This is a genomic window from Enterococcus diestrammenae, assembly GCF_049384045.1.
GTDB lineage: Bacteria > Bacillota > Bacilli > Lactobacillales > Enterococcaceae > Enterococcus_C > Enterococcus_C diestrammenae.
On sequence record NZ_JBMRGR010000023.1, the window covers coordinates 20,998 to 34,220 of the forward strand.

General features: G+C 46.2%; 8 protein-coding genes. 1 reads left to right on the forward strand and 7 read right to left on the reverse strand.

Annotated features, from left to right (window positions below; translation table 11 throughout):
* Positions 1-13: 13 nt before the first annotated feature.
* The 6 genes from ACO03U_RS12355 to ACO03U_RS12380 form a co-directional block, all read right to left on the reverse strand.
* Positions 14-640 carry a sugar O-acetyltransferase gene (locus tag ACO03U_RS12355; RefSeq protein ID WP_204686708.1) on the reverse strand — a complete coding sequence of 209 codons (627 nt, stop codon included), beginning with the start codon at positions 638-640 and terminating at the stop codon, positions 14-16.
* A 307-nt stretch (positions 641-947) separates the two neighbouring features.
* Positions 948-3,317, reverse strand: a complete 2,370-nt coding sequence (locus ACO03U_RS12360) for a phosphoketolase family protein (RefSeq protein ID WP_204686707.1) — start codon at positions 3,315-3,317, stop codon at positions 948-950.
* A 330-nt stretch (positions 3,318-3,647) separates the two neighbouring features.
* Positions 3,648-5,069 carry an L-arabinose isomerase gene (araA, locus tag ACO03U_RS12365; RefSeq protein WP_416336785.1) on the reverse strand — a complete coding sequence of 474 codons (1,422 nt, stop codon included), beginning with the start codon at positions 5,067-5,069 and terminating at the stop codon, positions 3,648-3,650.
* A gap of 109 nt (positions 5,070-5,178) precedes the next feature.
* The gene (locus tag ACO03U_RS12370; protein ID WP_204686706.1) at positions 5,179-5,886 is read right to left on the reverse strand and encodes an L-ribulose-5-phosphate 4-epimerase; all 708 of its coding nucleotides are present in this window, start codon (positions 5,884-5,886) and stop codon (positions 5,179-5,181) included.
* Positions 5,887-5,908: 22 nt separating this feature from the next.
* Positions 5,909-7,501, reverse strand: coding sequence for a xylulokinase (locus ACO03U_RS12375; RefSeq protein ID WP_423104876.1), 1,593 nt, complete (start codon positions 7,499-7,501; stop codon positions 5,909-5,911).
* Positions 7,502-7,573: 72 nt separating this feature from the next.
* Entirely contained in the window at positions 7,574-8,647 is a 1,074-nt protein-coding gene (locus ACO03U_RS12380) for a GntR family transcriptional regulator (RefSeq protein WP_204686705.1), read from the reverse strand.
* Positions 8,648-9,068: 421 nt separating this feature from the next.
* Here ACO03U_RS12380 and ACO03U_RS12385 point away from each other — a divergent pair, with 421 nt between their 5' ends.
* On the forward strand, positions 9,069-10,334 hold the full coding sequence (locus ACO03U_RS12385) for a glycoside hydrolase family 27 protein (protein ID WP_204686704.1): 1,266 nt from the start codon (positions 9,069-9,071) through the stop codon (positions 10,332-10,334).
* Positions 10,335-10,410: 76 nt separating this feature from the next.
* Here the strand turns inward: ACO03U_RS12385 and ACO03U_RS12390 are convergent, their stop codons facing one another.
* A complete protein-coding gene (locus tag ACO03U_RS12390) occupies positions 10,411-13,077 on the reverse strand; it encodes a glycoside hydrolase family 127 protein (protein WP_423104879.1) in 2,667 nt (888 codons plus the stop codon).
* Positions 13,078-13,223: the final 146 nt, after the last annotated feature.

Consider the following 13,223-nt stretch of genomic DNA (forward strand, 5'->3'; position numbering starts at 1 on the left):
ACACAGACTGGTTTTAGTCTGCCAGCTGGTCCAGATAGGCTTGCGGAATCGCTAAATCTCGGTAATAAGTCTCGCGGTCCCGTTGATCGAAGGCCCGAATCACCCGACAAGGGTTGCCGGCTGCCAAGACACCAGCCGGGATATCTTTTGTCACCACCGAACCGGCGCCAATCACCGTATCATCCCCAATCGTTACCCCGGGCAAAATCGATACATTGGCGCCAACCCAAACATTGTTTCCAATCACCACTGGTTGACCAAATTCGCCACCAGTCACTTTTCGTAGCTGGGGGTCCAAGGCATGTCCCGCGGTGTAAATCCCCACATTTGGCGCCAATAAAACATCATCGCCAATGGTAATCGGACAAACATCCAACAGTGTCAGATTGTTATTGGCAAAAAAGTTTTCCCCAATCGTGACATTAAAACCGTAATCCACATGAAAAGGCAGTTCAATAAAATACTTTTCCCCAACACTATGGAACATTTCTTTAAGCAAACGACTGCGGGTCGCCATATCTCGTGGATGGCACCGATTGTATTCGTATAGGAGATCTCGCGTTTTAAAACGGACTTCTAATAGCTCCGGTGTCTGATGGTACATCTCGCCGGCAATCATCTTCTCTAGCTCAGTTTTCATTTTGTTCATCCTCTCAAAACGAATTGTTTAAAATCATTATCCCTCTGTTTTTGGCAGTTGCAAAAACAATAAGTCGCAATGTTACCTTATTAAATAAGGCTAGCCACTGGTCTTTCTTGTAAGGCCACCCGCTCTATTGAGGCTAGCGATCTTTAACTCGGAAAATATCCGCTAGCGTCCATTTTCCCACTAGCAAAAGAAGGCGCCGATCGTAACAATCGGCGCCTTCTCTTACGTTCAGAGGCTGGCTGGGGCCTTCCAACCAAACCGCCTTCAACAAACTATTTAGAGTAGGATAGTCTAAAGCTTATTTTTTCAACGCTTCCCATTTCCAGTTGACAACTTCGTCAATGTCCACACCGTTAGCACGGATGTAGTCATGGTGATAGTTAACGGTATCCGTCATTTTTTGAGCGAAGTCAGCGGCAGCCTCACCTTTGACTGCCAAGGCAGCATCTTGTGCCAAGTGGAAACGGTCCATTTCAGAGAAGACCCGCATGTCAAATGGTGTGGTGATATCGCCGTTTTCACGGTAGCCGTGAATCATCAAGTTGTGGTTGTGACGTTTGAAGAAGATGTCACGAATCAAGCCTTCATACCCGTGGAAAGCAAAGACGATTGGTTTGTCAGCTGTGAAGTAAGCATCGAATTCTTCGTCAGTCAAGCCACGAGGGTCTTCAGATGGGTGACGCAATTTCAACAAGTCCACCACATTGATGAAACGGATTTTCATATCTGGGAATGCTTTGTTCAACAATGATACAGCGGCTAATGCTTCCAAGTTTGGTTCCGTCCCTGCTGCAGCAACTACCAAGTCAGGTTCTTCACCGTTATCAGTGGAAGCCCAGTCGATGACTTTCAACCCTTCATTGACCAAGATTTCTGCTTCTTCCGCAGAGTAAAATTGTGGACGTGGGTGTTTAGAAGAAACGATTAAGTTGATCCGTTCTTCAGAGCTCAAGGCTTCTGCCATAACCGCCATCAAGGAGTTGGCATCAGCTGGCAAGTATTCCCGAATAAATTCTGGTTTTTTCTCAGATAGGTGAGTCAGCAAACCTGGGTCTTGGTGGGTATACCCATTGTGGTCTTGTTGGAAAACAGTTGACGTCGCGATCAAGTTCAATGAAGGATATTGTTTCCGCCATTTATGATCAGCTGCTTTCCGCAACCATTTGAAGTGCTGCGTCATCATGGAATCAACTACCCGCAAGAAGGCTTCGTATGAGGCGAAGAAACCATGACGGCCAGTCAAGACGTAACCTTCCAAGAACCCTTCACATTGGTGTTCGGATAATTGAGAATCGATGACGCGGCCAACTGGGGCAATCCATTCATCGTATTCAGGTTTTTGCGCTTCCATCCATTGACGGTTGGTTACTTTAAAGATGTCTGCCATCCGGTTTGATTTGGTTTCATCAGGACCAAAAATCCGGAAGTTATCTGGGTTTTCGACGATCAAGTCTTTGGCAAACTTCGCAAATTCGCTCATGTCTTGAGCTTCGATAGCCCCTGGGGTAGTGGTATCGATGGCGTGTTGTTTCCAATCGGTAATCTTCATTGGTTTTGGATCGATCCCGCCATTGGTGATTGGGTTCATGGACATCCGTTTTTCCCCTTTAGGAGAGATTTCCCGCACGGAGTCTTTCAAAGTTCCGTTTTCATCAAACAATTCTTCAGGACGATAAGATTTCATCCAATCTACCAAAGCATCCACGTGTTCCATATGATGGGCATCGACTGGGATTGGCACTTGGTGAGCACGGAAGCCCCCTTCGATTGGTTCGCCGTCCCAAGATTTAGGACCCGTCCAACCTTTTGGTGTACGGCAAACGATGACTGGCCAGTTAGCGATCGTTGCATCTTCGGCTTTGCCAGCACGGGCTTTGGCTTGGATATCTTTGATCATTGTGATAGCAGTATCCATCGTTTTCGCCATTTCTGGGTGAACTTTTTCAGGATCAGTACCACCGACAAACAACGGGGACCAGCCCATCCCTTCGAAGTATTTTTGCAAGTCTTCGTCAGATTTACGTTCCAAAATTGTTGGGTTAGAGATTTTCCCACCATTCAAGTACAAGATAGGCAAGACAGCACCATCATTGACTGGGTTGATGAATGAGTTTGAGAACCAAGAACCAGCTAATGGGCCGGTTTCCGCTTCCCCATCCCCGATAACCGCAGCTGCGATCACATCTGGATTATCCAAGATGGCACCAGTTGCGTGAGACAAAGTGTAACCTAGTTCGCCACCTTCATGAATGGAACCTGGTGTTTCAGGTGCCGCATGGGAAGCAATCCCGCCAGGAAATGAGAAAATCTTACACAAGTGTTTCAACCCAGCTTCGTCTTGGCTTGCTTCTGGGTAGATTTCCGAATAACTACCGTCAACATAAGAGTTTGAAACCATCACTTGACCACCGTGACCAGGTCCTTCTAGGTAGAACATGTTCAAGTCAAATTTATTGATGACACGGTTCAAATGAGCATAGATGAAGTTTTGACCAGCAATCGTGCCCCAGTGGCCGATGGGATGGATTTTCAAATCCCCTTCTGAAATTTCTCTAGTCAACAAAGGATTGTCTTTCAAATACATTTGTGCAACGGAAATGTAGTTGGCTGCCCGCCACCAGGCATCGACTTTTGCTAAATACTCTTTGGAATCATAGTTCACTGTCATTGGTTGATTCGCTCCCTTTTTTGTTTGTAGTAAAAAATACTTAAATACCCATAAAAGAAATGACCTTGGAAAGCACTTCTACTTTTTCTGAAAAAATCATCGTTCGCTTACTCACAAACTATCCTTCAAAAAATCACCTAAATCAACGAGATCGCCCTCGTGACCGAAGTGTAAGTGTCGTCGTAGCAGTTGCCTCCCAAAGCCACAACCTCCAGCTGAATCAGCCAGATTTTGTTCAATAAGTATTTTTTACCTTTATTCTTTTAAAAGAATCTCGGCGGCGCTGCTAGATGCTAGCCGCACCCGCCGATTTTCTATTAGAATCATTGATTATTTAATTGTTACTACTTCTAGGTCCACCATTTTCGCCCAAGTTTGGATTTGGTCCGCTGTTAGGTTCAAGGATACCACAGTATGGTGACCACCGCCAGCCTCAATCCAAGCATGGATCCCTTGTTTGAAGTCAGGGCGTGGTGTCCACATTACTCGAGCTACTGGCAATTTAGGGGCTGCTTCGGTTGGTTCAAAAGCATCGACTTCATTGATCAATAGTTTGTAGTGAGTACCAAAGTCTGCCATCGAAACGACAACCCCTGCGCCACCTTTACCGTCAAAGACCAAACGAGCTGGGTCTTCCCGATCTCCCATAGACAATGGCGATACGACGATTTTTGGTTTGTTAACAGCCAAAGTTGGGTCAACTTCCATCATGTGAGATTGCAAGATAGCTTCTTTACCAGCTGCCATTTCATACGTGTAGTCTTCCATAAAGCCAGTGTTTTCGCCACGAGCCATGACTTTCATCAAACGATCGATAGCTGCTGTTTTCCAGTCACCTTCACCAGCAAAGCCAATACCGTCAGCCATCAAACGTTGGACAGCCAAACCTGGCAATTGTTGCATGCCGTACAAGTCTTCAAAGTTAGTTGTGAAGGCATTGTAGCCCCCTGCTTCTAAGAAACGACGCAAACCGATTTCTTGTTTAGCTTGGACTTTTACGTGAGCTTCCCAAGTATCATGGTCGTAATCACCATAATCGAAATCATACAAGTCTTTGTATTCAGCAAACAGCGCATCGACTTCTTCGTCAGTGACTGCATCCACGTATTGTACTAAATCGCCGATACCGAAGTAATCCACTGTCCAACCAAATTGGATTTGGGCTTCGACTTTGTCCCCTTCAGTGACGCCAACATTTCGCATGTTGTCACCAAAACGAGCGACTTTGATATTGAAGCTTTCGTTGTAAGCGACAGCTACGTCCATCCAAGCAGCGATGTCTTCTTGGACATCTGCATTTTTCCAGTAGCCCACAACGATTTTATTATTTTTCTTCAAACGTGCATTGATGAAGCCGTATTCCCGGTCACCGTGAGCACTTTGGTTCAAGTTCATGAAGTCCATATCGATGGTTGCCCAAGGAATGCTTTCATTAAATTGGGTTGCCAAGTGTAACAAGGGTTTTTGCAACATTTTGGTACCGCGGATCCACATTTTTGCAGGTGAGAAGGTATGCATCCAAGTGATGACACCGGCGACTTCATCCCGGTAGTTGGCTTCTTTCATGATTTTCGTGATAGCATCCGCAGTCACAGCCAAGTCTTGTAACACGATTGGGTAAGGCAATTTGCCACTTTCGTTCAAGCCGTCAACGATTTGTTGCGCGTCTTTTTTTACTTCTTCCAATGCTTCTGGTCCGTACAAGTGTTGAGAACCTACAACGAGCCAAAATTCTTTTTTGCCTAATTCCATGATGGTTTTGCTCCTTTGATTTTTTTATTTGATGGTGAGCACAGGTCTTTTACAAAACCTTTGCTACCGTTAAGCCTGTTACTCAAAAGGGAAGGTCCCTTTTTGTTGATCAGTGGGTTTGGCCACTTTGACCATAGTAAGCATTAGCTCCATGTTTGCGGAGATAGTGCTTATCCAAAATGCGTTGAGGCAATTCTGGAGCATAGCTGTTTAATTGACGAGCCATGTAGTTCGTGTGGCAAACTTCATCCAAGACCACTGCATTCATGACAGCCGCATCGGCATCTTTGCCCCAGGTAAACGGTGCGTGGCCGTGAAGCAAGACTCCTGGGACTTCCAAAGGTTGCAAGCCGCGTTCTTTGAAGGTTTCCACGATGACATGGCCGGTATATTCTTCATAGCCTTTGTCAATCTCTTCTTGGGTCAAGAAACGCGCACAGGGTACGGAGCCGTAAAAAGTATCCGCATGGGTCGTCCCCATCGCTGGCACATCGATACCGGCTTGAGCCCAAGCAGTCGCATAAGTCGAATGGGTATGGACAATCCCACCAATTTCAGGGAAAGATTTGTACAAGACCGCATGGGTTGGTGTATCAGAAGAAGGATTCAATTCTCCTTCCACCACGTTACCGTCTAAGTCACAAACCACCATATCGGAGGCTTTCATGGTTTCGTAATCCACGCCACTAGGTTTGATGACAAACAAACCCGCTTCTCGATCCACTGCGGAAACATTGCCCCACGTGTATTTCACAAGACCGTGTTTCGGTAGGTCGAGGTTGGCTTTAAAAACTTTTTCTTTTAATGCTTCTAACATCGATGACGCTTCCCTTCTATGATTAAATCAAATGGTCGATGGCTGCTTTTTCAATTGGCAACCCATTGGCGTAGCGTTTCACGTATTCGTCAAATCCTGCCACGTCTTCGGCAACTGGTGCAATGGTGGTGCCATGGTCATTGGCAAAGACGTGGTCTGCCAAGTAAGCATCTAAACTTTCGCCAGGAGCTTGATTGACTAGGTAAGCTGCTAAGAGGGCAATTCCCCAAGCGCCACCTTCACCAGCAGTCTCCATCACCGTCACAGGCGCATCCATGACCGCTGCCAAAACTTGTTGGCCGACAACTGGCGTTTTAAAAATCCCGCCATGACCCACGATTGAGTCGATTTCCACTTTTTCTTCTTTTTGTAAAATATCCATACCAATCTTCATGGCACCAAATGCAGTGAAGAGATGCAGCCGCATAAAGTTCGCTAAAGTGAAATTACTTTCTGGCGAGCGGACAAACAATGGCCGACCTTCAGGCATTTTGGTGATGTTTTCCCCGGAGTAATAACCGTAAGACAAGAGGCCACCGCACTCGTCGTCGCCTTCTAAAGCTGCATTGAAGAGTTTAGCAAACATCTCGTTGGTGTCGATGGTCATGCCGGTCAAATCCGCAAATTCCCGGAAGAGTTTCATCCAAGCATTGATTTCCGACGTACAGTTATTGGTGTGAACCATCCCGACTAAGGAACCAGCAGGTGTCGTGACCATATCGATTTCCGGATGGACGGCGGTCAATGGTTTTTCCAATACGATCATGGCAAAAGCCGAGGTCCCGGCCGAAACATTACCAGTCCGTTCTTTGACTGCATTTGTCGCTACCATACCAGTCCCCGCATCCCCTTCAGGAGGACACAGTGGAATGCCAGCTTGTAACGTCCCTGTTGGATCCAATAATTTTGCTCCAGCTTCAGTCAATCGACCAGCATCCGCACCAGCCACCAACACTTTAGGTAACAATTCTTCCAATTGCCAAGGCAAGTTTTCTGGAGAAACCAAGGCGTTGAATTGGTTCACCATCCGGGCATCATAATCTTTCGTCGCTACATCGATCGGGAACATCCCAGAAGCATCGCCAATTCCTAGCACTTTTTCGCCGGTCAATTGCCAATGCACATAACCTGCTAAAGTGGTAAAGAAGGTCACCTCTTTGACATGGTCTTCATGGTTTAAAATCGCTTGATACAAGTGGGCAATACTCCAGCGTTGGGGAATATTGTATTGGAACAAATCCGTCAGTTTTTCTTCGGCTTCACCGGTGATGGCATTGCGCCACGTACGGAAAGGCACGAGTAGGTCATCGTTTTTGTCAAAGGCTAGATAGCCGTGCATCATTGCTGAAAAGCCAATCCCACCAATCGTTGTCAAGCTTTCGTGGTATTTGTCCTTAACTTCTGTCGCTAACTCTTGGTACGCCGTTTGCAACCCGCTCCAGATGTTTTCCAATGAGTAAGTCCAAATGCCGTCTAGCAGTTGATTTTCCCATTCGAAGCTCCCGGAAGCAATCGTTTGAAATTGGTCGTCAATCAACACCGCTTTGATTCGTGTCGAACCAAACTCGATTCCTAACGCTGTCTTCCCTTGTTGAATTGCTGTTTTTGCATCCATGCTAGGTATTCCCTCCAATATCCTTTATTTAGTTGCTGAGGAATTGTCCCTCAAGGCAATCCTCTAACTGTCTTATTTTTTAGTTATCTCCAAAACCGAGTCTCGCGTAATCAAGCTAGGTTGGAAGTAATAACTAGGGGTATCGCCGCCGTTGATCGCTGCAATGATGTATTGCGCTGCCAACCGTCCCATTTCTTCTTTGGGATGGGTCAAGGTGGTCAATGGCACCCGACCGCCGATAGCCAAAGCCGAATCGTCATTCCCAACAATCGAGAGATCCGTTGGTACGGAAAGCCCCGCTTGGATCAATTGATCAATCAGCTCATAAGCAATTTCATCATTGTAAGCCACAATACCGGTCACTTCTCGCGCCGGCTGAGTCAAGCGGCTTACCAAATCCGTGAGGGTCTGATTTTTGGTCTCCGTCGTATAGGTCACCATTTCATCAGCTTTGACGGATAGTTTGGCTTCTTGAATCGCTTTGATGAAGCCTTTCATCCGATATTTCCCTTGTAGGTCATCAATCTTAGTCAAAAGCAAAATATTTTCGTGCCCTTTTTCGATCAAATGATTCGTCGCAAGATAGCCAGATTTCGTATCGTTGACGCAGATAGCTTGAACATCAAGTTCTTCATAATAGGCATTTAGCATCAAAAATGGAATCCCTTGTTCTTTAATTGCTACATAATACGCCAAGTTCGGATTGTATTGATTGGATTTCGTAGGTTCGATAATCAAGCCATCCACCCCTTGATCCATCATGCGTTTGAGGCACTCCCGCTCTTGGTCATGGTCATTGTTCGTAGTACCTAGTAGTAAGGAATAACCTTGACTGGAAAGTTCTTGCTCCAACCCGCGAATAATCGCCGGGAAAATATAGTTGGACAGGTAGGTCATGATTACCCCGATAGTTTTATGCTGCGTTGGTTGCTTGTCCGGACGAGAAACATAGGTCCCTGAACCTCTTTCTTTGCGCAAAAAGCCTTCATTTACCAAGATCCCAATCGCTTGTCGAACCGTATGACGACTCAATTGGAAACGTTCTTGCAAGGTATTTTCGGAAGGGATTAATTCATTTTCGCGATAAGTTCCGGCAAGAATCTCAGCCCGCAAGTGGTCCGCAAGTTGTTCGTATTTAGGTTTCATTTTCTCACCTACCTCGATTAGTTGTCCGTACGTCTGTAGTGTACAACGGATTGCTTCGTCTGTCAAAGGGTTTTCATAGTAAAAAGAGGAAAAATATTTTTAACAGTTTAACCAGAAGAATCCTAGTGTGTAGTGTTGTTGCTTTTTAGTAGTGCCATTACCGATTGATAAACCATCTCCCTACGAACTGAAGCTGACAAATTTACTTCAAAATACGAGCAACGTCCCATTCGCCGCTAAAGAGATTTTCGCAACCCTACCAGTATAACGCCACTGGAACAATAAATGATGCGAGGATTCTTTCCATTTTTGATGATTGCGCTAGCTTTTTTTCCACCCGCCATTGTCAATTGCAGTATCTTTATGAAGACGGAAACAAAGTAGCCTGTTTCCTAGAAATCAGTCAAAAAGGAGAATCAGTATGAGTCATTTAGATTTTGCAAAAACCCCGCCGATGGGTTGGAACTCTTGGGATTGTTACGGTGCTTCCGTACGTGAAGATGAAGTCCGAGCCCATGCCGATTTTATGGCGGAAAATTTAAAAGAATACGGTTGGGAATACGTCGTAGTCGACATCCAATGGAGCGAGCCAGAAGCCGATTCCACTTGGTATCACGCCTTTTATCCCCTATGTATGGATGAATATTCCCGCTTGATTCCAGCTGAAAATCGCTTCCCTTCTGCAGCTAACGGAGTCGGTTTCAAAGCCTTGGGAGATTATATTCACGACAAAGGTTTAAAATTCGGCATCCATATCATGCGTGGGATTCCACGGCAAGCCGTGCATCAAAACACCCCAATCAAAGGGACGGATTTGCGAGCCCGGGATATTGCCGAAAACAATATTTGCCCGTGGAACTCTGATATGTACGGCGTCAATGTGGAAAAACCAGAAGGCCAACTATACTACGATTCTTTGATGGAGTTGTATGCTTCTTGGGGCGTGGATTTCATCAAAGTCGACGATATTGCCAATAGCTATCTTTATGGTGGCGGTCATTTGAAAGAAATCGCGGCTATTCGCAAAGCCATCGATAAAACCGGGCGAGAAATCGTCTTGTCCCTCTCCCCGGGCCCGGCAAAAGTCCATGAAGGCTGGTTTTTACAAGACAATGCCAACATGTGGCGCATGACGGATGATTTTTGGGATCATTGGGATGCCCTGTATGTGATGTTTGACCGTTGCGCGGAGTGGGCCCCTTTTGTCCGACCAGGGAACTGGCCAGACTGTGACATGTTGCCATTGGGTCATATCGGCATCCGCGCCTATGATGGCGGTGGTGGCGACAACTGGACCCGCTTTACTAAAGATGAACAGTATTTATTGATGAGTTTGTGGACGATTTTCCAATCCCCATTGATGTATGGCGGTACGTTGCCAGATATCGACGACTTCACCTTAAGCCTCTTTACCAACAAGGCTGTCATGGAGATGTACCACAGCTTGACTTCTCGTCGCCAACTGTATCGGGATGAGCAGTTTATTATCTGGGAAGCCGCTTCCGCTGACGACAAATACTATGGTGTCTTCAACGTGTCAGAAGCAGCTGCTGAACTACCCGCAGTGCTAAAAGAATTGCTTGATGGAGAAAGTTATACAGATCTTTGGGCAAATCAAGAGCTAGCCAAAGCGGAGGCAATGACGGTCAACAGCCACGGCGGACGTTTGTTTAAAGTGGTGAAATAACGAAGAACAAAAGAAACACTATCTAAGGAAGCTTTAGCGCTCCCTCGGATAGTGTTCTTTTTTATGATTTAGATGATTAGTTAATTTCTAGTTGATATACTTTTTGTGCTGTGTGATCACCGGCAAAGACCACCACTTGATGTTGGCCTTGGGTAAGAAGTCGTGGTTTACTATCATCTACCAAAATGTCATCAATCACTAACAAACCTGTCGGATCAGCTAAAGTGAAAGACACTAGTACCGACTCATCCTCGGTTTGGCTTTTGATTTGGATAAGCTCCTCTTCCCAGTTTTCTAACTGGCCGTTTTGCGGATGGATGTCCGTTAAGTCATTTTCCGTCCCGTAAGTCAGGCCTCGCAAAAAGGCAATGCCGTACAAGCGGGCGCTGGCTTTTTCTGCGACTCCACGGAAGGTTACTTTGATGGTAGCGGCTTCTTGAAGGTTTGCTGGCACCTCCAAGTTAATCTGATAAAAGTCAGTTGCGGCATCAGCTGCCACTGTCACCAGTTGTTGGGTGGCGAGGTCATCATTAAAGACCACTTGCAATTGGCTGCCGGCTTCTTCGGTTTTCAAAGTCAGTTGTAAATACTTCACTGGCGCGCCTTGTGGTATCGGAAACGTATAGCTAAACCAGCCCCCCGCCAAGGCTTGCCGGTAGCGACGGCCCCAGCTAGCTTCCACTTCGCTTTTTTCGTAGACGAGATTTTTCGCGTATTCGCTGTTGTTATCGTCAAAATTGTGCAGTTCGGCTGCCACTAAGGCTTGTTGCCGCAACGCTTCTTTTTGACGACGTAGGGTTTGTTGAGCCGCCTCAGAATCCGCTGCTTGCACTTCAAAGTACAAGCCGTAGCGTTCCCCGTGCATCTCATAATAAGGAGAGAAAACCAGCTTTTCTTGCGTATCCATCAATTGAAAGGCAACCAGTTTTTCCGGTAAGGCGATCGGTTGTAATTTTTCCGCAGCTTGACTCAACCAAGTATTATCCTTCACTGTTAGACTATCTGGCAACAATGCCTCTTTGGTCCCGACCCGTACCAAGATACCGTTGGGATTGTCCTCGTTGACCGCCACCTTTCCCAGATGGGCAGCTAAAACATAAGGGCCGTACTCAAAGGCGATGTAGCGGGGATTATCCGCAGTCGGCGTGACTTTAACAGTCATGGTGAGGTTTAACTGGATTTCACTGTCACTTGCCAAAGCTGTTACAGGGTGAATAAAGCCAGATTCCACTGTACTAGCTAGCGATTCACCATTTTGCAACAAAGACCAGTCTTTGGCCCAAGCCGGCAAACGCAAGGCTAGCCGAATCGGTGTGACAGGTTTCGCTTCATCGAGGGCAACGAGACGAAACTGACTAACACCCGTTTTACGGTCCGTTTTTTGGATCAGTTTGGCATTGTACTGCGGCAACGTCACTTCATTTGAGAAATACAAAATCGGATAGAGGGTATCCCCCTCTTGATAATAGTAAGTATCCGCTAGCTTTGCAAAGCTCTCCACGCCAGTTCCGGTGCAACACCAAAACTCATCATAAGGCCGATTGTAAACCTTATTGTAGCCAGCCCCCATCGGTTGGAAATACATCATCATCCCCGTTTCCGGATTTTGGGAAGCCAAGATGGCATTGATATAGGTCCGTTCATAGTAATCCAGATATTTGGGATCACCAGTGACTTCATAAAGACTACGGGACAACTTCAACATATTGTGGGTATTACAAGTCTCACAGGTACAATCGCCATTAGCGACGGCCGCATCATGATACAGCTCATGAGGTTCGTGGAAATGCTCGCTCTGTGAATTGCCACCAGTACAATACGTATGGTCATTGATGACGATTTCCCAGAAGTTTTCCGCCGCTTTCAGATAAGTTGGCAGCTGATCAAGTTCTGCTGATGACAAGGTTTGCTGCGCCTCTTTGTTTTGATAAACACGATAACGTTTCAAGGCCCCTATCAATTTTGGAATCGTGGTATTGGCATGTTTGCCAGGCAAGACATCTTGGCCGGCAGCTAGTTGCTCAAACAAACTGGTTTCATCAAAATACGTTGCCGCGATGGCATGTTCTTTTTTGCCCGTCAGTTCAAACAAGCGATACAAGCCATCGTTCATGCCGCCATATTCGATTTTCAACATTTGATTTTTGTCTGTTAGCTTCATCATGCGCCGATAGATGTAGTCCCCAAATTGGCTCACGGTCTGTAGCGCTAATTGACTAGTTTCCGGATCTTTCACTGCCAGGTATTCAGCGATATCCATCAATCCAACTAACACTTTATGCAAGTTGTACCACGGCACGAGGCAATTTTCCTTGTCTGTCGGCGCCACCGGAAGACCTTCTACTTCGTCTAATGCCGACTCTCTGAAAGCAGATATATACCCGGCGCTTTCAGGATGAGCTTGGGCATAAGCAGCTTGAGCCGACGCTAGCCCATTCACTGCCACTTGCATCTTTTCTACTAAAGCGGCTTTGGTCCCAGCATCCGCCACACTCTGATACGCCAAGGCACAAGCCGACATAAAATGTCCGAAAAAATGCCCCCGGAAATTAATCTTGTCACTGCGCTCCCAGCCTTGATAACCGCTGTCTGTCAACGGTTCAAGACCTGCCACTTTGTACACTTCATAAAGAAACTTATCCGCTTGTAAACTCAACAAATAGTTCACCAAATTCTCTTGGGCCCGGCTAACATAGGAATCGGTAATCGTAATCTGCGTTGTTGGTATTGTCTTCATCGTCATCGTTAACTCCTTTATATCGAAAGTTCATCACAAGTCGCGCCCTTCTCAGCACCCCTCGCTTCTTCATTCGTAAGCGGGAAATAATCCAACGCATCGACAAATAGCCCTAGTCTCACTAAAATTTAGTGAGATTAGAGCTATTTTGC

Coding starts and splice junctions, on each gene's coding strand:
- ACO03U_RS12385 (WP_204686704.1), top strand. CDS start 9,069: ATGAGTCATTTAGATTTTGCAAAAACCCCGCCGATGGGTTGGAACTCT.
- ACO03U_RS12375 (WP_423104876.1), bottom strand. CDS start 7,501: ATGGATGCAAAAACAGCAATTCAACAAGGGAAGACAGCGTTAGGAATC.
- ACO03U_RS12355 (WP_204686708.1), bottom strand. CDS start 640: ATGAAAACTGAGCTAGAGAAGATGATTGCCGGCGAGATGTACCATCAG.
- araA (WP_416336785.1), bottom strand. CDS start 5,069: ATGGAATTAGGCAAAAAAGAATTTTGGCTCGTTGTAGGTTCTCAACAC.
- ACO03U_RS12380 (WP_204686705.1), bottom strand. CDS start 8,647: ATGAAACCTAAATACGAACAACTTGCGGACCACTTGCGGGCTGAGATT.
- ACO03U_RS12360 (WP_204686707.1), bottom strand. CDS start 3,317: ATGACAGTGAACTATGATTCCAAAGAGTATTTAGCAAAAGTCGATGCC.
- ACO03U_RS12370 (WP_204686706.1), bottom strand. CDS start 5,886: ATGTTAGAAGCATTAAAAGAAAAAGTTTTTAAAGCCAACCTCGACCTA.
- ACO03U_RS12390 (WP_423104879.1), bottom strand. CDS start 13,077: ATGACGATGAAGACAATACCAACAACGCAGATTACGATTACCGATTCC.